Below are 25926 nucleotides of genomic sequence, written 5' to 3' on the forward strand. Positions count from 1 at the left end.
AGTCTGATTGAAACGATGGCTTTATCGACACCGCCCCAGGCGATGTCGTTGATAATTGCCGGAATCGTTGCATTTTGCGGGTTTAGTGCGCAACCGTCACCCGTAAAGTGTAGATGTCCGACTTTTGCGTTGCCGCCACTGGCCTCATCGCGAGCAAGCTCGCTCCCACAATGGTTTTGTGTAAACCGCCCCCCTGTGGGAGCGAGCTTGCTCGCGATGAGGCCCTGAAGACCAGCGAAGGTCTTGAGCGGTACTTGCAACTTCCCGTCCCCACCCGCATAAATTGCTGCATGAACCTGCCCATCCCCGCAGACAGTGCCCTGAGCGGCTTTCACCCTGCCGTCAGCGCCTGGTTCAACCATACGTTCCCGGCCGTCACCGCCGCCCAGGCCCGGGCGTGGCCGTTGATCCGCCAGCGCCGCTCGACCCTGGTCGCCGCGCCCACCGGTTCCGGCAAGACCCTTACAGCCTTTCTCGCTGTCATCGATGACCTGGTACACCGCGGCCTGGAAAACCCCGAAGGCTTGCCCGACGCCACCCTGGTGGTCTACGTCTCGCCCCTCAAGGCGCTGTCCAACGACATCCAGATCAACCTGCAAAACCCGCTGGCCGGCATTACCGAGCAATTGGGCGTGATGGGCCTGCCGCAACTGCAGATCAGCACTGCCGTGCGCACCGGCGATACACCGCAAAAAGACCGTTCGGCGATGCGCAAAACGGCGCCGCACATTCTGGTGACCACGCCGGAATCCCTGTATGTGCTGCTCGGCTCCGATTCCGGCCGGCAGATGCTCGGCACGGCACGCACGGTGATCGTCGACGAGATCCACGCCATGGCCGCCAGCAAACGCGGCAGCCACCTGGCACTGAGCCTTGAACGCCTGCAAGCACTCTGCCCGGAGCCGCTGCTGCGCATCGGTCTGTCGGCCACGCAAAAGCCCATCGAAGCCGTTTCGCGCTTCCTTGTCGGTGGCGATCGTCCGTGCGAGATCGTCGACATCGGCCACGCCCGCCCCCGCGACCTGGACATCGAAGTGCCGCCCGTGCCGCTATCGGCCGTGATGGCCAACGATGTCTGGGAACTGGTGTACGACCGCCTCGCCGCCCTCGCCCGGGAACACCGGACCACGCTGATTTTCGTCAACACCCGGCGCCTCGCCGAGCGCCTGAGCCGGCACCTGAGCGAGCGCCTGGGCAAGGATGCCGTGGCCGCCCATCACGGCAGCCTGGCCAAGGAATTTCGCCTGGATGCCGAGCAGCGACTCAAGCGCGGCGACCTGCAAGTGCTGATTGCCACGGCATCGCTGGAACTGGGGATAGACATCGGCGACGTCGACCTGGTGTGCCAGATCGCCTCGCCGCGTTCGATTGCCGGGTTTCTGCAACGGGTCGGCCGTTCCGGGCACCAGGTCGGCGGCACGCCCAAGGGCCGTTTGTTCGCCACCACCCGCGACGACCTGATCGAATGTGCCGCGCTGCTCGACTGCGTGCGCCGGGGCGAACTCGATACCTTGCTGATCCCGCAAGCGCCGCTGGACGTGCTGGCGCAGCAGATCATCGCCGAGGTCAGTTGTCAGGAATGGCCGGAGCAAGCGCTGCTGCACATGCTGCGCCGCGCCTCGCCCTACGCCGCACTCGACGACAAACACTATCAGGCACTGCTGCACATGCTCGCCGAGGGCTACAACGGCCGTCAGGGCATCCGTAGCGCCTATCTGCATCGCGACGCCGTGAGCCGCACCCTGCGCGGGCGCCGGGGCGCAAAACTGACGGCGGTGACCAGTGGCGGGACCATTCCGGACAACGCCGACTACAGCGTGCTGCTGGAGCCTCAAGGGCTGAACATCGGCACCATCAACGAAGACTTCGCAGTGGAAAGCATTGCCGGGGATATCTTCCAGTTGGGCAACACGTCCTATCGGATCCTGCGGGTGGAAACCGGCAAAGTCCGGGTCGAGGATGCCCGGGGCCTGCCGCCGACCATTCCGTTCTGGCTCGGTGAAGCACCGGGGCGCAGCGCCGAATTGTCCGCGGCGGTGGCGCGCTTGCAGGCACAACTCGACGACCTGCTGGGGGCTGCGCCAGGCAACTTGCAACCAGCACTCGACTGGCTGACCGAGACCCTGGGCCTGAACCTTGCCAGCGCCGAACAACTGGTGGACTACCTGGCTCGCGCACGGCAAGCGCTGAGTGCCCTGCCATCCCAGGACACGCTGCTGATGGAACGCTTTTTCGACGAGTCCGGCGGCACCCAACTGGTCATTCACACGCCGTTCGGCAGCCGCATCAACCGCGCCTGGGGCCTGGCCTTGCGCAAGCGCTTCTGTCGCACCTTCAACTTCGAGTTGCAGGCAGCCGCCAGCGAAGACGCCATCGTGCTGTCGTTGTCCACCGGCCACAGTTTTGAACTGGATGACGTCTGGCGCTACCTGCACAGCAACAGTGCCGAACACATCCTGATTCAAGCCGTGCTCGACGCGCCGCTGTTCGGCGTGCGCTGGCGCTGGAATGCCGGCGTGGCCCTGGCGCTACCGCGCTACAGCGGCGGGCGCAAGGTCCCGCCGCAGATCCAGCGGATGAAAAGCGAAGACCTGATCGCCAGCGTGTTTCCCGATCAGATCGCCTGCGTGGAAAACCTCGCTGGCGAACGGGAGATTCCCGACCATCCGTTGGTGGAACAGACCCTCGACGATTGCCTGCACGACGCCATGGACACCGAAGGCTGGCTGGCTTTGCTTCGACGCATGGAGCGCGGCGACATTCGCCTGATCAGCCGCGACTTGCCGGCACCCTCGCCGCTGGCGGCGGAGATTCTCAGCGCCCGGCCCTATACCTTTCTCGACGATGCACCACTGGAAGAACGCCGCACTCAAGCCGTACTCAACCGCCGCTGGAGCGACCCGCAATCCACCGATGATCTTGGTGCGCTGGACGCCGAGGCGATTGCCGCCGTGCGCGACGAAGCCTGGCCGACGCCCTCCGGTGTCGATGAAATGCATGAGGCCTTGATGAGCCTGGCGTGCATCACCAATGCCGAGGCCTGCGCCAATCCGCAGTGGCTAGACTGGCTCACAACCCTGGCCGACAGTGGGCGCGCGAGCCGTTTGCAGATCAACGCCGGGCAATCGCTGTGGCTGGCACTGGAACGCCTGACCTGCCTGCGGGCGATTTATCCACAGGCCGAATTGACGCCATCGCTGCAAGCGCTGCCGGACTTCGACGAGGCCTGGGAACCCGACGACGCCATCCTCGAACTGATTCGTGCACGGCTCAGTGCCTTCGGGCCGCTGGCGCTCGAGCGCATTGCCGAACCGCTCGGTTTGCCCGCTGCGCAGGTCAACCAGGCCCTGGCGCAACTGGAACGCGAAGGTTACGTGCTGCGCGGCCGATTCACCCCGGGCACCGCCCAGGAAGAATGGTGCGAGCGGCATTTGCTGGCGTGGATTCACCGCTATACGGTCAAGCGCCTGCGCCGGGAAATCGAGCCGGTGGCGTTGCAGGATTTCATGCGATTCCTGTTCGACTGGCAGCATGTATCGAGCGCAAGCCAGGGCCAGGGCGCGGCGGTTTTGCCGGCCGTTATTGCGCAATTCGAAGGCTACCCCGCCGCTGCTTCAGCCTGGGACAGCGATATCCTGCCAGCGCGAATCAAGGACTACTCGGCGACCTGGCTGGATGAGTTGTGCCGCAGCGGCAGACTGGTATGGACACGCCTGACTGCGCACAACAAAAGCGCCAGCACCGCCCTGCGCAGCACGCCGATCGTGTTGCTGCCGCGCAACCAGGTCGGCCTCTGGAGCAGCTTGACCGAACAGACGCCGGTCAGCGAACTGTCGCCGAAAACGCAAAAGGTCCACGCCGCCCTCAGCCAGCATGGCGCGCTGTTTTTCGATGAGCTGATCCATGAGGCCCACCTGCTGCGTTCAGAGCTGGAAATCGCCCTGCAGGAACTGGTGGGCGCGGGGCTGGTGAACGCCGACAGCTTCGCCGGATTGCGCGCCCTGATTACCCCGGCCAGCAAGCGCCAGCCGCGCAACAGTCGGCGTGGACGCGGAGCATTCATCGGTGGCATGGACGACGCCGGACGCTGGGCCCTGTTGCGACGCGCACCTACCGGGCCGATGGTGCAAAACCTGCGGATGTCTGCCGAAACCCTTGAACACATCGCCATGACCTTGCTGCGCCGCTACGGCGTGGTGTTCTGGCGCTTGCTGGAACGCGAGGCGGACTGGTTGCCGAGCTGGCGGGAACTGCTGCGTACCTTCCATCGGTTGGAGGCACGCGGCGAGATTCGCGGCGGGCGGTTTGTCAGTGGCCTGGCGGGCGAGCAATTCGCCCTGCCCGAGGCGATCCCCTTGTTGCGAGAGGTGCGGCGTCGGCCCCATGACGGCAGCCTGGTCGCGGTGTGCGGGGGCGATCCGCTGAACCTCGCTGGCACGCTATTGCCCGGCATGAAAGTCCCAGCGCTGGCGAGCAATCGGCTGGTGTATCGGGACGGGTTGCCGGTGGCTGCCGAGATTGCCGGCAAGCAGCAGTTCTGGGGGGAGTTGGATCAGCTCGGTGGTGCCGAGGTGCGCAACAAACTGATCCGGCATTGAAGTTGTCTGGTCTGGCGCCTTCGCGAGCAAGCCCGCTCCCACATTGGATCTATGTTCGGACGCAGATTGGTGTTCCAACACAAAACCCTGTGGGAGCGGCGGTGCGGCGATCCGACCGCGAAGAGGCCATCACAGCCAACAAAGAACCTCAGGACAAAACCTTCTACTGAGACCGCGGCCGATCCGGCATCAGCACCGCCGAGTGATCCGGCTCATGCCCTGCCTCGGGTTGCGCTTCGACCGGATGCCGCGGCACCAATGCCTGCTGTGGATAAGTCTGCGCGAAGTTCACCCACGGGCAGTTATCCACAAGCTTTTTCAACCGCTGGTTGAAGGCCCGGCTCACCGCGTATTGACCACCGGACACCGTGCGGAATTGCGCGGTCAGCACCACACCGTTGAGGTCCATCTTGTCGACGCCAAACACATCCAGCGATCCTTGCAGGTTGTAGCGCAGGAACGGGTCGTTGCTGATGGAGTGCCCGGCCTCGCGGATCAGTTCGATGGCCTTGTCGACATCGGTGTCGTAAGTGAACTGCACCGAGAAAAACGCATAGGCGAATTGCCGCGATTGGTTGGTCACGGCCTTGATCTGCCCGAACGGCACCGAGTGCACGAATCCCTTGCCGTCGCGCAGGCGCAAGGTGCGGATGGTCAGGCCTTCGACGGTGCCTGCGTGGCCGGAATCGAGCACCACCCAGTCACCAATGGACAAGGTGTCTTCGATGATGATGAACAACCCGGTAATCACATCCTGCACCAGTTGCTGGGAACCGAAACCGATCGCCAGGCCGATGACCCCGGCACCGGCCAGGAATGGCGCGACGTTGATTCCCAGGTTGGCCATGGTGGTGATCGCGCAAATCACCACCAGGATGATTTTGATCGCGTTGCGCAGCAGCGGCAGGATGGTTTTCACCCGCGTACTCGGCTGGCGCGCCGAGCGCTTGTTGGTGGGTGGTTTCAGGGCTTCCTGAATGGCCGTGTCGAGCAACACCCAGACCATCCAGGTCACCAGGAGGATCAAACCGATGTGGCTCAGGGAATCGCTGATCGCCCGGCCCACGGCATTGGTCACTGCGAATTCGAACAGCGACACGCCCCAGATCCGTCCGAGGATATCGATGAACACGATGGCCATGCCGATGCGCAGCAAGGCGTGGGACAGATTGAGAAAGCGTTCCTTGTAGGCGCTGCTGCGGCGCAGCTCCGTCTCGCTGCGGGCCTTGAACAAATGGTGCAGCGTGGTGCTGAGGAACACCGTGGCAATCAGCAACACCGTGGTGAACAAGGCGCTGCGCAGCACTCTCTGGTTGTCGGCCCCGGCACCGATCAGGTTGATGATCGAAACCAGTACCATCAACAGAATCGGCCAATACCAGAGCCCGGAAAATATCCGCAGGGTTTCACGCAGCGCCGGCTGCCTGAGGCGCTGGGCCAGCGGCAGGATGCGGATCACCTGGGCGACCGGTCGGCGCATGCGGATCACCAGTAAGCCGAAGGACATCGATGCTGCCAACCCGGTGAACACGGCGATGCTGCTGGTGAGGTTGCTGCCCAGTTGATGGGCGATCTGCGGGCTGGTCAGGGCATCGCTCAATGCAACCAGAAAGCCGATGACGAACAAGGGGCGGGGACTCTTCTCGCGGATGATCTGCACCGCCCGCCGCTTGTGCCCGACATTGAACACCACCACCAGCGACAGCACCAATGACGCGGCAAATATCCCCGCGCTGGCGGCATAAGCCAGACACAGCGCCAGCGCCCGTCCCGCCGATATCGACAAGAACTGACTGGCATAAATCGTCAACGGCAGACTGATCACCGCCGCAAGGGTGTAGGGCAGCACGTAGCCGAGCAACGCCTGGCCCCGCTCACGACTGAGCAGCAGACGATGCTCGCACAGGCGCCTGACGGCCATCCGCCCAAGCAGCCAAAGACAGGCAAACACCACCGCCCACACGCAGGTCAGCAGCAGGAAATCGCCAGCCACGCTCCAGGGCGAACGGGCCGAAGGCTGATTGACTAACTGATCCACTTCATCGACTGCGAGGTCGGCACGCAGGCGCCAGACGTCGACGAGATTTTCATTGAGATCGAGTTTGGTCTGGACCTCGTCGATGCTTGAACTGATGGCCCCCAGTAACCCGCCTTGCACCAGCGGCTCGGGGTGGGCCGGCGGCGTCGCGGCGGTCGCGGTGGCGGGCAGCCCCGGTATCGCGGCGGCTTCCAGTTGCTCGCTGCCCACAAACAGCAACGCTCCGAGCAGTATCGCGGTCTTGAGCCTGATCAAAACACCCGCTCCTTTGGCTGTGTCGGTAGGGAACTGATCGAGAAATGCCGGACAAGTTCGGATATAGATCCCTCGCCACAGACTAACACCCGCGCTCGCGATCTTTGCGCCCGAGGCAAATATCAAATGTCCTTCCCTGTATTTTTCTGAACGAGCCAAATCCAGACGCTGCGCTGCCCACGGGGTGTTTTTCTCGATCAACTCGACTATCGCCACCAGTCTAGTGCCGAAGGAAAAAGCCGCCAGCACGATTGCGAGCATGTTCACCAGCCTGGCCGGCGTTGGTCACCGGCGTGCCGCTGGGGACATTCATCGGCCAGCATTTGGACTGGTGTGAAACCGTCCTTGCCGTTTTGGCTCCGGGTGTAATCGCCCTCATCGGCAGCTACGTGCCGGAATATATCGCCCACAAGTGGTGCTCTGTAGAAAATTTACCGTCCGTAGCGCCATCGAAACTTTCGCCGCAGCCTCGTAGTCATCTCAAGACAGGCGCTGTCAGACCGGAGGCGACATGGCGACGATTCATATCGGTATTTCAGGCTGGCGCTACACGCCCTGGCGGGGAGATTTCTACCCCAGTGGCCTGACCCACAAGCGCGAATTGCAATTCGCCTCGCGGGCGGTCAACAGCATCGAAATCAATGGATCGTTCTACGCGCTGCAGCGGCCCGAACGTTATGCCCAGTGGTACGGCGAAACCCCGCTCGACTTCGTTTTCAGCGTCAAGGCCCCGCGCTTCATTACCCATATCAAGCGGCTGCGGGACATCCACAGACCGCTGGCCAATTTCTTTGCGTCCGGAGTGCTGGAATTAAAAGAAAAGCTCGGCCCTGTCCTCTGGCAGTTTCCCCCCAGTTTCAAATTCGATGCCGAGTTGTTCGAAAACTTCCTCGACCAATTGCCCCACAATACCGAACAGGCCGCCGCCCTCGCCCGCCAGCACGACTCCCACGTCACCGGCCATGCGAGTCTGAAGGCTCACAAAAAACAGCCCTTGCGCCATGCCGTAGAGATCCGTCACGACAGTTTTATCGATCCGCTGTTCGTCCGCTTGCTCAAGCGCTACAACACGGCCCTGGTCATCGCCGACACGGCAGGTAAATGGCCGTACCGCGAAGACATCACCAGCGATTTCGTCTACCTGCGCCTGCATGGCGCCGAAACACTCTATGCCAGCGGCTACACCCCGCAGGCACTAAAACACTGGGGCGAACGAATCGAAGCCTGGCATCACGGCCGGCAACCGGATGATGCACAACTGATCGCGCCCCGGCAGAAACCAAAGGCGTGCAAATCCCGGGAGGTATTCTGCTATTTCGATAACGACATCAAAATCCGCGCCCCCTTTGATGCACGCCATTTGCTGCAACGCCTGCACCTCGACAAAAACCTCGCCACCGTCCCCGGTGAGCCTGCCACCGAGGGCGTGTTGCCATGAACATTCCCGAGCCGGTCGGCGTCACGGACGAGCAGACACCCATCAATACGACAGTGCGCAGCTTCACAGTGCTGACGGTCAACACCCACAAAGGTTTCACCGCGCTCAATCGCCGTTTCATCCTGCCGGAACTGCGTGAAGCGGTGCGCAGTGTGTCTGCCGATGTGGTGTTTTTGCAGGAAGTCCACGGCACCCACGAACAGCATCCCAGGCGCTACACCAACTGGCCGGCGATGCCGCAATACGAATTCCTCGCCGACAGCCTGTGGCCACAGTTCGCCTATGGCCGCAATGCGGTGTATCCGGCGGGCGATCACGGCAATGCGCTGTTGTCGAAGTTCCAGATCATCCGCCACGACAACCTCGATGTATCCATCAGCGGCCACGAGAACCGCGGGCTCCTGCATTGCGTGTTGCGCCTGCCCGGCGATGGCCAGGAGGTGCATGCCATTTGCGTACACCTGGGGTTGCTCGAAACCCATCGCACCGCACAACTGAAGCTGCTCGCCCAACGCCTGGACGCACTGCCCGGCGACGCCCCGGTGATTGTCGCCGGTGACTTCAACGATTGGCGCCAGCGCGCCGATGCGTTGCTAAAACCCAGTGGTTTGCGTGAAGTCTTCGCCGCGCACCATGGCAAACCGGCACGCAGTTTCCCCGCGCGCTTGCCGGCATTGCGCCTGGACCGAATCTACGTGCGCAACCTCAAGGCCAGCCATCCGCGAGTGCTGACCTCCCGGCCCTGGTCGCACCTTTCCGACCACGTCCCGCTGTCGGTGGAGATCGAGCTATGAGCAGCCAGTCGATGGAAAAAACCACGCTGGAACACATCCCCGCTCCGCCGACCCGCGAGCCGACAGCGGTCGATGTCGAATACGGCTGGCAAGGCAGCAATCGTGTCGAGTTGCTGGAAAACGGTGAGGCGTATTTTCCCCGGGTGTTTGAAGCCCTGCGCCGGGCGCAAAGTGAAATCTTGCTGGAAACCTTCATTCTGTTCGAGGACAAGGTGGGCAATGAGCTGCAACAAATCCTGATCGAAGCTGCTCAACGGGGCGTGCGCACCACCGTCAGCCTCGACGGCTTTGGCTGCGGCGAACTGAGTACCGGGTTCCTCACCGCCCTGACAGCCGCCGGCGTGCACCTGCAAATGTTCGATCCGGCACCGAAACGCCTGGGCATCCGCACCAACTGGTTCCGGCGCCTGCACCGCAAGATTGTGGTGGTCGATGGCACCGTCGCGTTCGTCGGCGGGATCAACTTTTCCGCCGATCATCTGGCCGATTTCGGCCCCGAGGCCAAACAGGATTATTCCGTAGAGGTTCAGGGTCCGGCCGTTGCCGACATCCATCACTTTGCCCTGCTGCAATGCGGTCGCCCGGCACACGCCAAATACTGGTGGCAGCGCCGTCGGCAGCGGCGTTCGGAACTGGCCTTCAGTGATCACGATGGCCAGGTGCGGCTGGTGTACCGCGACAACGGGGAACACCAGACCGACATCGAGGAGGTTTACCGCCAGGTGTTGCGCCAGGCGCAGCGCCGGGTGGTGATCGCCAACGCCTACTTCTTTCCCGGTTTCCGCTTGCTGCGCGAGATCCGCAACGCGGCACGCCGAGGGGTGGATGTGCGGTTGATCCTGCAGGGACAGCCAGACATGCGGGTGGCCAAGCTCGCGGCGCGCATGACCTACGATTACTTGCTCAAGTCCGGGGTGAAGATCTACGAATATTGCGACCGCCCACTGCACGGCAAGGTCGCACTGGTGGATGAGGACTGGAGCACCGTTGGCTCGAGCAATCTCGACCCGTTGAGCCTGTCGATGAATCTGGAAGCCAACGTGCTGATCCGCGACCGTGGCTTCAATCGAGTTCTGTTCGATCGCCTGGAAGACCTCAGCGACAACCACTGCAAGGTCATGTCTCACGACATCGCGCCACGCGGGCGTGTCTGGCACATGACCATCGGTTTTCTGGTGTTTCACTTCCTGCGACATTTCCCGGCATGGGCCGGTTGGTTGCCGGCGCATAAACCTCGCCTGAAACCCTTCCCCCCTCCGACCGAGAGCGCTGACCATGAACCGCGCTGATCCCCACACGGCAACTCACGCCAAAAGCCCGGGCAAGTCGCACTGGAGCCGCTGGAAACGACCGCTGACGATGCTGTTCTTCCTGATGCTGATCGTGCTGTTCACGATGCTCGCCCAGCGCCTGGAATGGAACGAAGTGTTCGATAACCTGGCGGACTTCAAGGTGCGCACACTGATCATTGCGTCGGGGCTGACCCTGGTGAGTTTTCTGGTGTACGCCTGCTTCGACCTGATCGGCCGCACTTACATCCGCCAGAACCTGACCTGGAAGCAAATCCTGCCGGTGGGAATCATCAGCTACGCCTTCAACCTGAACCTCAGCGCCTGGGTCGGCGGCATCGCCATGCGTTACCGGTTGTATTCGCGGCTCGGGGTCAGCAAGAGCAACATCGCGAAAATCCTCGGCCTGAGCCTGGCGACCAACTGGTTTGGGTACATGGTAATTGCCGGCGCCGTGTTCAGCAGCGGGCTGGTACGCATGCCTCCGGGCTGGAAGCTCAGCAGTAGCACGCTGCAAGGCGTGGGGGTCTTGTTGTTGCTGCTGAGCGCCGGGTACCTGGCGGCGTGCCGGTTTGCCAGGCGTCGGGAGTGGGCGATTCGCGGCATCGAAATCGACCTGCCATCCTTGCGCATGGCGGTGCTGCAACTGGCCCTCGGTGCCCTGAACTGGTCGCTGATGGCGGCGGTGATTTTCACCTTGCTGCCGAGCAAACTGGACTATCCACTGGTGTTGGGCGTGCTGTTGATCAGCGCCATCGCCGGGGTCATCACTCACATCCCGGCCGGGCTCGGCGTGCTGGAAGCCGTGTTTGTGGCCCTGCTGCAACACGAGGCTTCGCGGGGCAGCCTGGTGGCGGGACTGCTGGCCTATCGGGCGATTTATTTCATCCTGCCGCTGTTGATTACCCTGGTGATGTATTTGCTGGTGGAAGCCAAGGCCAAGGCGCTGCGGATAGAGAAAAAACCCAAGTGATTTTGTGCTGGTTGTGAAGACGCCTTCGCGAGCAAGTCGGATCGCCGCACCGCCGCTCCCACAGGGTCTGTTGGTGGATGCAGATTCTATGTACACCCTCGATCCATGTGGGAGCGGCGGTGCGGCGATCCGACTTGCCCGCGAAGGCGTCCACAAGCACACCGCAAATCACCGGGATTGAATAATGCTCAACCGCTCCCCCACCACCATCTCGGTAATCCAGCCGACAAGGATCGAGGTGTAGGCCTGCTGCGAAACCGGGTCGCTCAGCGCGTGGTCGGCACCATCGATGATGCGATGGGTCAGCGAGTGAGTCTGCTGGCACGCCGCGCGGTAACTCATGATCGTCGAATGGGGCACATAGTCGTCGGTCTCGGACTGCACCAGCAGGACATCCCCGGTGAATTGCGAGCAGGCATGCAAGGCGCGATTGCTGTCGGCACGCACCAGGGTGCTTCGGTAATCACGCAGGTCCAGCTTGTCCAGATCGCGTTTCGGCGCGTGCCATTGCTCGTCGCGATACAGCGCCGGCACCCGCAACGCCAGCCAGCGAACCGGCCTGAGCGAGGTCAGGATCGAGGCCAGATACCCCCCGTAACTGGTGCCGACCACGGCAATCGCCGAGGTATCGAGAGCCGGGTGCGCGAGCAAGCGGTCATAGGCCGCCAGCAGGTCGCGCAAATTGTCTTCCCGGGTCACCCGTGTCAATGGGATACCGGTGCCATTGGTGTGCCCGCGCAAATCGAATGTCAGGCACACGCATCCCAAGCCGGCGATGCCTTTGGCGCGCTCCAGGTCCCGCTCCTGGCTGCCGCCCCAACCGTGCACGAAGAGCACACCGGGAACTTTCGATTTGGGACTCAGGAAGGTCCCGCTCATCTGTTCGTCGTCGATGTCGATCTGAATGGATTCGCTTCTAGCCGTCATAGGATTCAACCGTCACGTACTTGAGGAGAAAGTCACTGGCCTGCGCCGGCCCGCGGTACACCTCGATGGCGTCCGCCGGTAGCGGCTGGTCGATGTAGGTTTCCACCGAAGACACACGAATCGCGCATATCCCCGGATCGTTGACGAAACTCTGCAAGGCCGCCACCTCGGCGCTGCTGGCACCGCCCATGCGCCAAGACTGCTCCAGCACACCGCTGCGTGGCCGGCCGTCGCTGCCGACGCCCTGGGCGATGTCGTAGTTGCGCCGCGAGGCATAGAAACCGGGATAGGCTTCATCCGCCGCGCTGTCGAACACCTGTGCCTGATGGATCGCCAGGCGCACGTCTTCCGGAAGATCCAGTTCCAGTAATGCGTCATAGCCGCCTGGCACCACCAGCAGGTTGGACCCGCCATACACCTGTTCCCCCTGAGCGTCCTCGGTCAAATATTGATCACCGCAGTAACTGAGTACGTGGCCGCCGATACGACTCTGGCCGACGCTGTGGGTGATCACCTGGTCCAGGTCCTGTTCGAGTACCACGCCTTCGGTGAACATCGCCTCAGCCTCCGGCTGGGCAAGCAGCTCATCGAACTCGTCGAGGCTTTTGATCACTTCCTGACCACGTCCGGCACAGGCATGAATCGGTTTCAGGCGGATCGGCCCGGTGTACAGCAAATGCTCTGCCGCCGGACGCGCATCCTTCAGAGAGAACACACTGAGACCGTCGAGCACCACGCTGCGCACCCGCTCGGAAAACAACGGAGCCCAGCCTGGCGGCGCATGGGCGTGGCGGTTGAGCAATCCGTGGCTGATGGCCTTGGTGCAAATGAAGTCGTGGTCGACATAACCACCCCACAAATCCTCCGGCCCCTTGACCCCCAGTTGCCGGGCAATCGCAGCGCCCACCAGGGTCTGGGTCGGCAACAGGTAGAGGTCCCGCCCGACATGCAGTTGCGGGTCGTAGCTGCCGCCATACTTGAGCCCCAGTATCTGAGCCAGCCAGCGGGCCAGCGCACGGTTGGTTTCAACTTCGTGCTGCGGTGCATCGGCGAGCACCGAATGGGCGACCACCAGTCTCCTGGAGTTTGCTGGGGTCATGCATCCCCCTTCAATCGACGCTTGATGAATGTAGCTGAAGGGGTGCAGAGATCAGGCCAAGGCCCGTCGAGGGAAAAGTGGTTTAAAATCAGCCAGTTGCACAGACAGCGATGGCATTAGGCCTGTTTTATTCTGCACGACGCCCTTTGATACTCCGGCATTTTGCACGATTCCAGACTGGCACAGAACACATGTGGGAGCGGGCTTGCTCGCGAAAGCAGAGTGTCATTCACCGCAAATGTTGACTGAAAGTCCGCATTCGCGAGCAAGCCCGCTCCCACAGGGGGATTTGTTGTGAACGGCCTACCGCGCCGCGGCCCCCGGCGTCACCCCAAACCGCGTCCGATAATCACTCGGCGCCAACCCGGTGATTTTCCTGAACGTCGCACGAAATGCCCCGGGGTCCTGATACCCCACGGTCCAGGCGATGTGATCGATAGTGCCGTTGGTGAACTCAAGCATTTCCCGGGCCTTGCCGACCCGCAGATGCTGGCAGTATTCGGTGGGTTTGAGCCCGCTGGCCGCGCGGAAGCGGCGCAGGAAGGTACGTTCTTCCAGCCCTGCCTTTTCGGCCATCGCCGCCAGCGACACATCGGTCGCCCCGGTGCTTTGCAGCCAGTGTTGCACCTTGAGGATCGCCGCATCGCCATGACTGAGGATCGGCGCAAAGTTGCTGCCGCACTCACTGGCGCTGTCGCTGTGTTCCACCACCAGAAAACGTGCGGTGTTGGTGGCGATGCTCGGCCCCAGCAGTCGATTGACCAGGCGCAGACCCAGTTCGGACCAGGCCATCAGCCCGGCGGTGGTAATCAGGTCGCCGTCATCGACAATCGGCGTATCGGCCTTGAGTCTGATCGCCGGATAACGCTCGGCGAAGGCTTTGGCCGAGGTCCAGTGGGTAGTGGCGCTGCGACCGTCAAGCAGACCGCTTTCGGCCAACAGGATAGAACCCACGCAAACCCCGCCCAGTGTCGCACCGCTGGCATGTTGCTCACGCAACCAGCGGATCAATCCCTGTGGCGCCTGGCCCTCGGAAAAACCGCCGATCGACGGCGGAATCAACACGGCCACCAGGGCGCGCCCCGGGCCGGAATGACTATCGAATACCCGAACCGGCGGCTGATCACCCTCGACCTGCCAATGGCTGACCCGCAACAGCGGTAACTGCGCAGCCTGATGCTCGGCGGCGATCCGGTTCGCCACCCCGAACAAGTCCGTCAAGCCGTGCACCGCCGCCATCTGCGCGCCGGGATAGATCAGCACACCGAGTTCGGCGATTGCCCTTTCTGCGTCCATTGTCAGTTTTCCCCCTTCTATTGTCGGTGCGGCCAATCCTCGGATTGCCTGCCACAGCCAATACTTCATTCCACACCAACACACACTTCGAGGAAACAGTCATGGCCAAGCAAGCGCTCATCGTAGTCGATATCCAGAACGACTACTTCCCCCAAGGCAAGTGGCCGCTGGTCGGTGCCGACGCCGCCGCCGACAACGCCGTCCGCCTGATCAAGGCCTTCCGCGACGCGGGGGATTCGGTGGTGCACATCCGCCACGAATTCACCTCCGAAGAGGCGCCGTTTTTCACTCCGAACTCCGAAGGCGCCAAGCTGCATCCGAAAGTGCTCAACCGCGCCGACGAACCGGTGGTACTCAAGCACTTCGTCAACTCATTCCGCGAAACCGAATTGAAATCGATCCTCGACGAGCAAGGCATCAAGGAACTGGTGGTCGTGGGCAGCATGAGCCACATGTGCGTCGACGGCATCACCCGTGCGGCGGCGGACTTTGGCTATACGGTCACCGTGATCCACGACGCCTGCGCCACCCGTGACCTGGAGTTCAATGGCGTGACGGTTGCGGCGGTGCAGGTTCATGCGGCGTTCATGGCAGCCCTGGCGTTTGCTTATGCCAGCGTGGTGTCGACCAACGAGTTCCTAGCGGCCTGAGTCTGCAACCAAATTTTACCGCCCATAAAAAACCCGCACTTCGAAGTGAAGTGCGGGTTTTGTGTTTCAGCTTGCCGCTTGTAGCTTGAGGCTTGAGGCTTGCAGCCAGGCTAGAACGGAATATCGTCATCAAAGCTGTCGAAATCCGGAGCCGGCTGAGGAGCCGCCTGCTGTGGAGCCGGGCGCGACTGTTGCGGTGCCGACTGCTGTGGACGCGGAGCCTGCTGGCGCGGAGCGGATTGCTGGTAGTTGTTACCGCCGCCCTGGCCTTGCTGGTCGCCCTGTGGACGGCCGCCCAGCAGTTGCATGGTGCCTTGCATGTCGACCACGATTTCGGTGGTGTAGCGCTTGATACCGTCTTTTTCCCACTCGCGGGTCTGCAGCTTGCCTTCGATGTAGACCTGCGAACCTTTACGCAGGTATTCGCCAGCGATTTCTGCAACCTTGCCGAACATCGACACACGGTGCCATTCGGTCTTTTCGACTTTCTGACCGGTTTGCTTGTCGGTCCACTGTTCGCTGGTCGCCAGACTCAGGTTGGTCACGGCGTTACCGTTAGGCAAGTAGCGAACTTCGGGATCCTGGCCGCAAGTGCCGACCAATATGACTTTGTTAACCCCACGGGCCATAACGTTCTCCTAGGCTACGCACGCTGCCCCGGCCGGGTTGTTCACCAGGCGCTCAAGGGTGGTGCGATCCAATAGTTCGGTGTCCAGTTTGATGTAAATCGCCGCCTCTTCCGCGACGATGACTGCATCTGTTACCCCTACGACCGCCTTCAGGCGCTCGACCAGACCCGCTTCGCGGATCGCCTCGGGCGACAACGGCAAGCGCAGGCTCGTGACGTAGGGAGGTTCGCGCATGGTAACAGCAAAGGCCAGCCAGAGGGCAGCGAGAGCGGCGCATCCGAGGAACACAACCGACAGACCGCCATGCTGGAACAGCCAGCCACCGAGGATTCCCCCCAGTGCCGAGCCGAGGAACTGGCTGGTGGAGTAAACCCCCATCGCCGTGCCCTTGCCGCCGGCCGGTGAAACCTTGCTGATCAGCGACGGCAACGAAGCTTCCAGCAGATTGAACGCGGTGAAGAACACCACCGTACCGATCACCAGAGTCCGCAAGCTGTCGCCGAACTGCCAGAAGAATAGCTCAGTGAGCATCAGCGTCACGACGGCGCCGAGTAAAACTCGTTTCATTTTGCGTTTCTTCTCGCCGTAGATAATGAACGGGATCATGGCGAAGAAAGAAATCAGCAACGCGGTCAGGTATACCCACCAGTGCTGCTCTTTGGGCAGCCCGGCTTTCTCGACCAGCGCCAGCGGCAAGGCGACGAAGCTGGACATCAGCATCGCGTGCAACACAAAAATGCCCAGGTCCAGGCGCAACAGGTCCGGATGCTTGAGGGTCGGGATCAGCGCCTGGCGCGCGACACCGGACTCACGGTGCTGCAACGGGCCGGTGGAGCGCGGCACCATGAACATCACGATCACGATGCCGAACAGCGCCATACCGCCCGTGGCAAGGAACAGCCCGGACAACCCGAAGGCGCGGGTCAGCAGCGGGCCGACCACCATGGCCACCGCAAACGACAGGCCGATGGTCATGCCGATCATGGCCATGGCCTTGGTCCGGTGCTGCTCGCGGGTCAGGTCGGACAGCAAGGCCATGACCGCCGCGGAAATCGCCCCGGCGCCCTGCAGGATCCGGCCGGCAATCACGCCCCAGATCGAGTCGGCATTGGCTGCCAGCAGACTGCCGAGGGCAAACACGATCAGGCCCAGGTAAATCACCGGGCGGCGACCGATGCGGTCGGAAATGAAACCGAAAGGAATCTGGAACACTGCCTGGGTCAGGCCATAGGCGCCAATCGCCAGACCGATCAGCGCCGGCGTGGCGCCAGCCAGATCCATCCCATAGGTCGCCAGTACCGGCAACACCATGAACATGCCAAGCATACGGAAGGCGAACACCAGGGCCAGACCGCTTGCCGCGCGGGTCTCGCTGCCACTCATGCGCTCGCTGTGGGGATCGTGCATGGAAAAACCTCATGTGAACCGGCGGCGATTCTACCAGTCCCATCGATTGGCAGGGTATATCGCGACGCTTTGACGCGCATTGCTGACACACTCTTCATGTAAGACAGTAGCCCACTCGTTTGATAGTGTGCATCCATCCAGTATTTGGCCGTATACTCCTACGTTTTCGACGCCCGCCGAGCGAGGCCACCTTGGACAAGATCCTGATTCGTGGGGCTCGAACCCACAACCTGAAGAACATCGACCTGACCCTGCCGCGGGACAAGCTGATCGTCATCACCGGCCTGTCCGGCTCCGGCAAGTCGTCCCTGGCTTTCGACACCCTGTACGCCGAAGGTCAGCGTCGCTACGTCGAATCGCTGTCGGCCTATGCCCGGCAGTTCCTGTCGATGATGGAAAAGCCCGACGTCGACACCATCGAAGGCCTGTCGCCGGCGATTTCCATCGAACAGAAGTCGACCTCGCATAACCCGCGTTCGACGGTCGGCACCATCACCGAAATCTACGACTACCTGCGTCTGCTTTATGCACGCGTGGGTATTCCCCGCTGCCCGGATCACGACATCCCGCTGGAAGCGCAGACCGTCAGCCAGATGGTCGACCTGGTCCTCGCCGAACCGGAGGGCAGCAAGCTGATGCTGTTGGCGCCGGTCATCCGCGAGCGCAAAGGCGAGCACCTGTCGGTTTTCGAAGAGCTGCGCGCACAGGGCTTCGTCCGCGCCCGAATCAACGGCAAGCTCTATGAACTGGACGAAGCGCCCAAGCTCGACAAGCAGAAAAAACACACCATCGATGTCGTGGTCGACCGCTTCAAGGTTCGCGCCGACCTGCAACAGCGCCTGGCCGAATCCTTCGAGACCGCGCTGAAACTGGCGGACGGTATCGCCCTGGTGGCGCCGATGGACGACGAGCCGGGTGAAGAGATGATCTTCTCCGCACGCTTCGCCTGCCCGATCTGCGGCCACGCGATCAGCGAACTGGAACCCAAGCTGTTCTCCTTCAACAACCCGGCCGGCGCTTGCCCGACCTGCGATGGTTTGGGGGTGAAGCAGTTCTTCGATATCAAGCGCCTGGTCAATGGCGAACTGACCCTGGCCGAAGGGGCGATTCGTGGCTGGGACAGGCGTAACGTCTATTACTTCCAGATGCTCGGCTCGCTGGCCTCGCACTACAAATTCAGCCTGGAAGTTCCGTTCAACGAACTGCCCGCCGATCAGCAGAAATTCATCCTGCACGGCAGCGGCTCGCAAAACGTCGATTTCAAATACCTGAACGACCGTGGCGATATCGTCAAACGCTCGCACCCGTTCGAAGGCATCGTGCCGAACCTGGAACGCCGTTACCGCGAAACCGAATCGGCATCGGTGCGCGAAGAACTGGCCAAGTTCCTCAGCACCCAGTCGTGCCCGGATTGCCGTGGCACCCGTCTGCGGCGTGAAGCGCGGCACGTGTGGGTTGGCGAGAAAACCCTGCCGGCGGTGACCAACCTGCCAATCGGCGATGCATCCGATTATTTTGGCGGGCTCAAGCTCACCGGCCGACGTGGCGAAATCGCCGACAAGATCCTCAAGGAAATTCGCGAGCGCCTGCAATTCCTGGTCAACGTCGGCCTCGACTACCTGTCGCTGGATCGCAGCGCGGACACCCTGTCCGGTGGCGAGGCCCAGCGTATTCGTCTGGCCAGCCAGATTGGCGCTGGCCTGGTCGGCGTGCTGTACATCCTCGACGAACCTTCGATTGGCCTGCACCAGCGCGATAACGACCGGTTGCTCGGCACCCTCAAGCACCTGCGCGATATCGGCAACACGGTGATCGTGGTCGAGCACGACGAAGACGCGATCCGTCTGGCCGATTACGTGGTGGACATCGGACCGGGCGCAGGCGTGCACGGCGGGCACATCGTCGCCGAAGGCACACCGGCCGAAGTCATGGCTCACCCTGACTCCCTGACCGGCAAATATCTGTCGGGCCGGGTGAAGATCGAAGTCCCGGCCAACCGCACGCCGCGCAACAAGAAGCTGTCGCTGTCGCTCAAGGGCGCTCGCGGCAACAACTTGCGCAATGTCGACCTGGAGATTCCAATCGGTTTGTTGACCTGCGTGACCGGCGTGTCCGGCTCGGGCAAGTCGACGCTGATCAACAACACGCTGTTTCCATTGAGCGCCACGGCGCTGAACGGCGCGACGACGCTTGAAGCTGCCGCTCACGACAGCATCAAGGGTCTGGAACACCTGGACAAGGTCGTCGACATCGACCAGAGCCCGATCGGCCGTACACCGCGCTCCAACCCGGCGACCTACACCGGGTTGTTCACACCGATCCGCGAGTTGTTCGCCGGCGTACCGGAGTCCCGCTCCCGGGGCTACGGGCCGGGGCGTTTCTCCTTCAACGTGAAAGGCGGGCGATGCGAGGCTTGTCAGGGCGATGGCCTGATCAAGGTGGAAATGCACTTCCTGCCGGACATCTACGTGCCCTGTGACGTGTGCAAGAGCAAGCGTTACAACCGCGAGACCCTGGAGATCAAGTACAAGGGCAAGAGCATCCACGAGACCCTCGAGATGACCATCGAGGAAGCACGGGTGTTCTTCGATGCCGTACCGGCCCTGGCGCGCAAGCTGCAAACCTTGATGGACGTCGGACTGTCGTACATCAAGCTGGGGCAATCGGCGACCACGCTTTCCGGCGGTGAAGCCCAGCGGGTGAAGCTGTCCCGCGAACTGTCCAAGCGCGATACCGGCAAGACCCTGTACATCCTCGACGAACCCACTACCGGGCTGCACTTCGCGGATATCCAGCAACTGCTGGACGTTTTGCACCGCCTGCGCGACCACGGCAATACAGTGGTGGTGATCGAACACAACCTGGACGTGATCAAGACCGCCGACTGGCTGGTGGACCTGGGTCCGGAGGGCGGTTCCAAGGGCGGACAGATCATTGCCGTCGGCACGCCGGAGGAGGTGTCAGAGATGAAGCAATCCCACACCGGTTACTACCTCAAGCCGCTGCTGGAACGCGACAGGGCTTAACCGGGCCCCATGAAAAAGCCCCTGTCACTTCATCAGTGACAGGGGCTTTTTTGTATTCGCAGCAATCAGGTGTGGGATTGCAGGTAGTTCTCAAGACCGATCAACTTGATCAGACCCAACTGCTTCTCGAGCCAGTAGGTGTGATCTTCTTCGGTGTCATGCAATTGAACCCGCAGCATTTCGCGGCTGACATAGTCCTTGTGTTGCTCGCAGAGCTTAATGCCCTTGCACAGCGCTGCCCGCACTTTGTATTCCAGGCGCAAATCCGCTTCGAGCATCTCGGTGACTGTGGTGCCGACATCGAGATCGTCCGGACGCATCCGCGGCGTGCCCTCGAGCATCAGAATCCGGCGCATCAGGGCATCAGCGTGCCCTGCTTCCTCTTCCATCTCGTGGTTGATTCGTTCGTAGAGCTTGGTGAAACCCCAGTCCTCATACATCCGCGAGTGGACGAAATATTGATCACGCGCGGCCAGTTCGCCGGTCAGCAACGTGTTGAGGTAATCGATTACATCTGGGTGGCCCTGCATCGCCCTACATCTCCCTGCTTGAAAGTTGTAGTTTGAACCAACATGCCGGTATCGTCACTCGCAAGACGCAATAAAAGCGAAGATATTCTGAGAAAACCGGCTGAAATAACGCAAAAACCGCCCAAACAAGGGCGGTTCTGCTTCTCATTTAGACTTCGTTAAGCTGTACGTTGAGCAACTTTGCGATTGCGTCTCCATACGCCGGGTCAGCCTTGTAGAAATGTTGCAACTGGCGGTCAACCACATCACTCGACACACCCGCCATCGCACCGGCGATGTTGCTGACCAGCAGTGATTTCTGCTCTTCAGTCATCAAGCGGAATAATGCGCCGGCGTGACTGTAGTAGTCCGTGTCTTCACGGTGGTCGTAACGATCGGCGGCACCACTGAGGGCCAACGCCGGCTCTGCGTAACGAGGCGCCTGCTTCGGCGACTCGACGTAGCTGTTGGGCTCGTAGTTCGGCGTCGCACCGCCATTGCTGCCAAAAGCCATCGAACCATCGCGCTGATAACTGTTGACCGGACTCCGAGGAGCATTGACGGGCAACTGCTGGTGATTGGTGCCGACACGGTAGCGATGAGCGTCCGCATAGGCGAAGACCCGACCTTGCAGCATACGATCCGGCGATAGTCCAACGCCTGGAACCATGTTGCTGGGCCCGAACGCGGCTTGCTCGACTTCCGCGAAGTAGTTCTGCGGATTGCGATTGAGCTCAAGTTCTCCGACTTCAATCAGTGGAAACTCTTTCTGCGACCAGGTTTTGGTGACATCAAACGGGTTCTCGTAGTGCGCCGCTGCTTGAGCCTCGCTCATGATCTGAATGCACACGCGCCATTTCGGAAAATCACCCTGGTCGATTGCATTGAACAAGTCGCGCTGGGCGTAATCCGGATCAGTACCCGCCAGGCGCGCAGCCTCGGCAGGAGCAAGGTTCTTGATCCCCTGTTTGGTCTTGTAGTGCCACTTCACCCAGTGACGCTCACCTTGAGCGTTGATGAGGCTGTAAGTGTGGCTGCCAAAGCCGTGCATGTGGCGGTATCCGTCAGGGATACCCCGGTCAGAGAACAGGATGGTGACCTGGTGCAGCGCCTCGGGCGAATGCGACCAGAAGTCCCACATCGCCTGGGCACTCTTCAGGTTGCTTTGCGGTAAACGCTTCTGGGTGTGGATAAAGTCTGGAAACTTCAGTGGATCACGAATGAAGAACACGGGGGTATTGTTGCCAACGATGTCCCAGTTGCCTTCCTCGGTGTAGAACTTCAAGGCGAACCCGCGCGGATCACGCTCGGTATCGGCCGAACCACGCTCGCCGCCCACGGTGGAAAACCGCAGGAAAGTCGGGGTTTGCTTGCCGACTGCCTCGAACAGCTTCGCGCTGGTGTATTGAGTGATATCGCGCGTCACAGTGAACGTACCGTAGGCACCCGAGCCTTTGGCGTGTACACGGCGCTCAGGGATGTTTTCACGGTTGAAGTGGGCAAGCTTCTCGATCAGGTGAAAGTCGTCGAGCAGCAGCGGGCCACGAGGGCCGGCGGAACGGGAATTCTGGTTATCGGCAACAGGAGCGCCACTGGCGGTGGTAAGCGTTTTGTTTTGGCTCATGCGATCTTCCTTCCTCTGTCGGTCTTGAACTGCCGGCTATCGGCTGAGAAGGAGTATTGATCATCAATACGACAGCTACAAATTCATTAACTTGCAGACATCGATAGAGAAAAACTAATGATCATCCCCATCACATAATGCCGATGCGGACGAAGGAGACGCTTGTACAAACGGCGCGTTTCTTACGGGCACAAAAAACCGGGCACTAGGCCCGGTTCTTTGTTTCAGACTGACGTCTTACTCGGCAGATACAGCTTCGCCGGCAGTAGCACGATCAACCAACTCGACGTACGCCATAGGCGCGTTGTCGCCAGCGCGGAAACCGCACTTGAGGATGCGCAGGTAGCCACCCTCACGGGTAGCGTAACGCTTGCCCAGGTCGTTGAAGAGCTTACCAACGATAGCTTTCGAACGAGTACGGTCGAAAGCCAGACGGCGGTTAGCAACGCTATCTATCTTGGCCAAAGTGATCAGCGGCTCGGCAACGCGGCGCAGTTCTTTAGCTTTTGGCAGAGTAGTTTTGATCAGCTCGTGCTCGAACAGCGACACCGCCATGTTTTGGAACATGGCCTTGCGGTGCGAGCTGGTGCGGCTCAGGTGACGACCACTTTTACGATGACGCATGGTTCATTCCTTACCAAACACTACGTTCGGTGATTACGACGATCAGGCAGTCGCCTTGTCGTCCTTCTTAAGACTTGCAGGCGGCCAGTTGTCGAGGCGCATGCCGAGGGACAGACCGCGGGAGGCCAGAACGTCCTTGATTTCAGTCAAGGATTTCTTGCCCAGGTTCGGAGTCTTCAACAGCTCTACTTCGGTACGCTGAATCAGGTCACCGATGTAGTAGATGTTTTCCGCCTTAAGGCAGTTAGCCGAACGTACAGTCAGTTCCAGATCGTCAACCGGGCGAAGCAGGATCGGATCGATCTCGTCTTCCTGCTCGACAACCACTGGCTCACTGTCACCCTTGAGGTCGACGAACGCAGCCAACTGCTGTTGCAGGATGGTTGCAGCGCGGCGAATTGCCTCTTCAGGATCCAGAGTACCGTTGGTTTCCAGATCAATAACCAGCTTGTCCAGGTTAGTACGCTGCTCGACACGGGCGTTTTCCACCACGTATGCGATACGGCGAACCGGGCTGAACGAAGAGTCAAGCTGCAAGCGACCGATGCTGCGGCTTTCGTCTTCATCGCTCTGACGCGAGTCTGCCGGTTCATAACCACGACCACGAGCCACTACGAGCTTCATGTTCAGGGCGCCGTTAGACGCCAGGTTAGCGATTACGTGATCGGGATTAACGATCTCGACATCATGATCCAGCTGAATATCGGCAGCGGTAACCACCCCCGAACCCTTCTTCGACAAGGTCAGCGTAACTTCGTCACGACCGTGCAGCTTGATAGCCAGACCTTTAAGGTTCAACAGGATTTCAATTACGTCTTCCTGTACACCTTCGATGGCGCTGTACTCGTGGAGCACACCGTCAATCTCGGCCTCGACTACTGCACAGCCGGGCATTGAGGACAACAGGATGCGGCGCAGCGCGTTGCCCAGGGTATGGCCAAAGCCACGCTCGAGAGGCTCGAGAGTGATCTTGGCGCGGGTTGGACTGACAACCTGCACATCAATGTGGCGGGGTGTCAGGAACTCATTTACCGAAATCTGCATGGATGCACCTATTTTCTAGCCCTTACTTGGAGTAGAGCTCGACAATCAGGCTTTCGTTGATGTCGGCGGACAGATCACTGCGAGCTGGAACGTTCTTGAAAACGCCCGACTTCTTCTCAGTGTCTACTTCTACCCATTCTACGCGGCCACGTTGGGCACACAGATCGAGAGCTTGGACAATGCGAAGTTGATTTTTTGCTTTCTCGCGAACAGCGACCACGTCACCAGCACGAACCTGGTAGGACGGAACGTTAACGGTCTGACCGTTTACGCTGATCGACTTGTGCGATACCAGCTGACGGGATTCGGCGCGAGTCGAACCAAAGCCCATACGGTATACAACGTTGTCCAGACGGCATTCGAGCAGTTGCAGCAGGTTTTCACCGGTTGCACCTTTCTTGCCAGCAGCTTCTTTGTAGTAGCCGCTGAATTGACGCTCGAGAACGCCGTAGATACGACGGACCTTCTGCTTTTCACGCAGTTGGGTGCCGTAGTCGGACTGGCGACCGCGGCGTTGGCCGTGGATACCAGGTGCTGCTTCAATGTTGCACTTCGATTCGATCGCGCGCACGCCGCTCTTCAGGAAGAGATCGGTGCCTTCGCGACGAGCGAGTTTGCATTTTGGACCAATGTAACGAGCCATTCTTTACAATCTCCTGGATTACACGCGGCGCTTCTTCGGCGGACGGCACCCGTTGTGCGGGATTGGCGTCACGTCGGTGATGCTGGCGATCTTGTAGCCACAGCCGTTCAAAGCGCGGACTGCGGATTCACGACCTGGACCTGGACCTTTGACGTTGACGTCAAGGTTTTTCAGGCCGTATTCCAGCGCAGCTTGACCAGCACGTTCAGCAGCTACTTGAGCAGCAAACGGGGTGGACTTGCGGGAACCGCGGAAACCCGAACCACCGGAGGTAGCCCAGGAAAGAGCGTTACCTTGACGGTCGGTGATGGTCACGATGGTGTTGTTAAAAGATGCATGGATGTGGGCGATGCCATCAACCACTGTCTTTTTAACTTTTTTACGAGGACGAGCAGCAGGTTTTGCCATGATTAAATTCCTGTCGATTCGCTGGGGCGATTACTTGCGGATCGGCTTACGCGGACCTTTACGGGTACGCGCGTTGGTCTTGGTACGCTGACCGCGTACTGGAAGACCGCGACGATGACGCAGACCGCGATAGCAACCGAGGTCCATCAAGCGCTTGATTTTCATGTTGATTTCGCGACGCAGGTCACCTTCAGTGGTGAACTTCGCCACTTCGCCACGCAGCTGTTCAATCTGCTCGTCGCTCAGATCTTTGATCTTTGCTGCTGGGTTTACCCCAGTCTCTGCACAAATTTTCTGTGCAGTAGTGCGACCAACACCATAGATGTAGGTCAGCGAGATAACAGTATGCTTGTTATCTGGAATGTTAACGCCTGCAATACGGGCCATTCAGTGGGACTCCAATTGACAGCTACCTACGCCCCGGAAGCCAAGAAATAGGGCGCGAGATAATATCGCTGTAATAACAAATAATCAACCCGGCAGCGCACTAGCTGCCGGGCTTGAAGCACAATCACACTCAGCCTTGGCGCTGTTTGTGACGCGGTTCCGCGCTGCAAATTACTCGAACAACACCTTCGCGGCGAATAATCTTGCAGTTACGGCACAGCTTTTTCACCGATGCACGAACTTTCATCACCAACTCCTCGAACCTTAT

General features: G+C 60.6%; 21 protein-coding genes and 1 pseudogene. 8 read left to right on the forward strand and 14 right to left on the reverse strand.

The genetic code is table 11. The features are described 5' to 3' along the window. Positions 1-290 precede the first annotated feature (290 nt). Entirely contained in the window at positions 291-4598 is a 4308-nt protein-coding gene (locus ASD95_RS27855) for a DEAD/DEAH box helicase (protein WP_056728952.1), read from the forward strand. Between the two features lie 163 nt (positions 4599-4761). Here the strand turns inward: ASD95_RS27855 and ASD95_RS27860 are convergent, their stop codons facing one another. Beyond that, entirely contained in the window at positions 4762-6891 is a 2130-nt protein-coding gene (locus tag ASD95_RS27860) for a mechanosensitive ion channel family protein (protein WP_056728955.1), read from the reverse strand. Positions 6892-7063: 172 nt separating this feature from the next. On the opposite strand from ASD95_RS27860, the pseudogene ASD95_RS29000 reads away from it, so the two are divergent. The 5 genes and pseudogenes from ASD95_RS29000 to ASD95_RS27880 all read left to right on the forward strand — a co-directional run. Further along, positions 7064-7301, forward strand: a pseudogene (locus tag ASD95_RS29000) (MFS transporter); the annotation flags it as partial. Between the two features lie 101 nt (positions 7302-7402). Beyond that, complete coding sequence (locus tag ASD95_RS27865) at positions 7403-8329, forward strand: DUF72 domain-containing protein (RefSeq protein WP_056728957.1); 927 nt, start codon at positions 7403-7405, stop codon at positions 8327-8329. Next, positions 8326-9123, forward strand: a complete 798-nt coding sequence (locus tag ASD95_RS27870) for an endonuclease/exonuclease/phosphatase family protein (protein WP_056728959.1) — start codon at positions 8326-8328, stop codon at positions 9121-9123. The genes ASD95_RS27865 and ASD95_RS27870 overlap by 4 nt, the downstream gene beginning before the upstream one ends. Continuing rightward, on the forward strand, positions 9120-10412 hold the full coding sequence (clsB, locus tag ASD95_RS27875) for a cardiolipin synthase ClsB (RefSeq protein WP_056728961.1): 1293 nt from the start codon (positions 9120-9122) through the stop codon (positions 10410-10412). Before ASD95_RS27870 ends, clsB begins: the two co-directional genes overlap by 4 nt. After that, the gene (locus tag ASD95_RS27880; protein ID WP_056728963.1) at positions 10399-11385 is read left to right on the forward strand and encodes a lysylphosphatidylglycerol synthase domain-containing protein; all 987 of its coding nucleotides are present in this window, start codon (positions 10399-10401) and stop codon (positions 11383-11385) included. Before clsB ends, ASD95_RS27880 begins: the two co-directional genes overlap by 14 nt. 168 nt (positions 11386-11553) lie before the next feature. Here the strand turns inward: ASD95_RS27880 and ASD95_RS27885 are convergent, their stop codons facing one another. The 3 genes from ASD95_RS27885 to ASD95_RS27895 form a co-directional block, all read right to left on the reverse strand. Then, entirely contained in the window at positions 11554-12312 is a 759-nt protein-coding gene (locus ASD95_RS27885) for an alpha/beta hydrolase family protein (RefSeq protein ID WP_056728965.1), read from the reverse strand. Beyond that, positions 12302-13411 (reverse strand): DUF3182 family protein, encoded by a 1110-nt coding sequence (locus tag ASD95_RS27890; RefSeq protein WP_056728967.1) that lies wholly within the window; start codon positions 13409-13411, stop codon positions 12302-12304. Before ASD95_RS27890 ends, ASD95_RS27885 begins: the two co-directional genes overlap by 11 nt. Before the next feature lie 303 nt (positions 13412-13714). Then, positions 13715-14707: a GlxA family transcriptional regulator gene (locus tag ASD95_RS27895; protein WP_056728969.1), complete on the reverse strand. Its 993-nt coding sequence runs from the start codon at positions 14705-14707 to the stop codon at positions 13715-13717. Between the two features lie 101 nt (positions 14708-14808). Between ASD95_RS27895 and ASD95_RS27900 the strand changes: the two genes are divergently transcribed. Further along, positions 14809-15357 (forward strand): cysteine hydrolase family protein, encoded by a 549-nt coding sequence (locus tag ASD95_RS27900; protein ID WP_056728971.1) that lies wholly within the window; start codon positions 14809-14811, stop codon positions 15355-15357. A gap of 110 nt (positions 15358-15467) precedes the next feature. Here ASD95_RS27900 and ASD95_RS27905 read toward each other — a convergent pair whose 3' ends face one another. Together ASD95_RS27905 and ASD95_RS27910 are read right to left on the reverse strand one after the other, a co-directional pair. Further along, entirely contained in the window at positions 15468-15986 is a 519-nt protein-coding gene (locus ASD95_RS27905) for a single-stranded DNA-binding protein (RefSeq protein WP_007984430.1), read from the reverse strand. Between the two features lie 9 nt (positions 15987-15995). After that, a complete protein-coding gene (locus tag ASD95_RS27910) occupies positions 15996-17393 on the reverse strand; it encodes an MFS transporter (protein WP_056728973.1) in 1398 nt (465 codons plus the stop codon). A gap of 191 nt (positions 17394-17584) precedes the next feature. On the opposite strand from ASD95_RS27910, the gene uvrA reads away from it, so the two are divergent. Next, a complete protein-coding gene (gene uvrA / locus ASD95_RS27915; protein WP_056728975.1) occupies positions 17585-20419 on the forward strand; it encodes an excinuclease ABC subunit UvrA in 2835 nt (944 codons plus the stop codon). 65 nt (positions 20420-20484) lie between these two features. Here uvrA and bfr read toward each other — a convergent pair whose 3' ends face one another. The 8 genes from bfr to rpmJ all read right to left on the reverse strand — a co-directional run bounded on the left by bfr (position 20485) and on the right by rpmJ (position 25905). After that, the gene (bfr, locus tag ASD95_RS27920; protein ID WP_008053867.1) at positions 20485-20949 is read right to left on the reverse strand and encodes a bacterioferritin; all 465 of its coding nucleotides are present in this window, start codon (positions 20947-20949) and stop codon (positions 20485-20487) included. A 148-nt stretch (positions 20950-21097) separates the two neighbouring features. Continuing rightward, entirely contained in the window at positions 21098-22552 is a 1455-nt protein-coding gene (locus ASD95_RS27925; protein ID WP_056728976.1) for a catalase, read from the reverse strand. 237 nt (positions 22553-22789) lie between these two features. Further along, positions 22790-23176: a 50S ribosomal protein L17 gene (rplQ, locus tag ASD95_RS27930; RefSeq protein ID WP_046041617.1), complete on the reverse strand. Its 387-nt coding sequence runs from the start codon at positions 23174-23176 to the stop codon at positions 22790-22792. Between the two features lie 42 nt (positions 23177-23218). Continuing rightward, positions 23219-24220 (reverse strand): DNA-directed RNA polymerase subunit alpha, encoded by a 1002-nt coding sequence (locus ASD95_RS27935; protein ID WP_007970428.1) that lies wholly within the window; start codon positions 24218-24220, stop codon positions 23219-23221. A 22-nt stretch (positions 24221-24242) separates the two neighbouring features. Next, positions 24243-24863 carry a 30S ribosomal protein S4 gene (gene rpsD / locus ASD95_RS27940; RefSeq protein WP_003176404.1) on the reverse strand — a complete coding sequence of 207 codons (621 nt, stop codon included), beginning with the start codon at positions 24861-24863 and terminating at the stop codon, positions 24243-24245. A gap of 18 nt (positions 24864-24881) precedes the next feature. Further along, complete coding sequence (gene rpsK / locus ASD95_RS27945) at positions 24882-25271, reverse strand: 30S ribosomal protein S11 (RefSeq protein WP_002555466.1); 390 nt, start codon at positions 25269-25271, stop codon at positions 24882-24884. 30 nt (positions 25272-25301) lie between these two features. Continuing rightward, the gene (gene rpsM / locus ASD95_RS27950) at positions 25302-25658 is read right to left on the reverse strand and encodes a 30S ribosomal protein S13 (protein WP_009045849.1); all 357 of its coding nucleotides are present in this window, start codon (positions 25656-25658) and stop codon (positions 25302-25304) included. 130 nt (positions 25659-25788) lie between these two features. Further along, on the reverse strand, positions 25789-25905 hold the full coding sequence (gene rpmJ / locus ASD95_RS29320; protein WP_002555468.1) for a 50S ribosomal protein L36: 117 nt from the start codon (positions 25903-25905) through the stop codon (positions 25789-25791). Between the last annotated feature and the right edge of the window lie 21 nt (positions 25906-25926).

The sequence above is a fragment of the Pseudomonas sp. Root71 genome, from assembly GCF_001429045.1.
GTDB lineage: Bacteria > Pseudomonadota > Gammaproteobacteria > Pseudomonadales > Pseudomonadaceae > Aquipseudomonas > Aquipseudomonas monachiensis.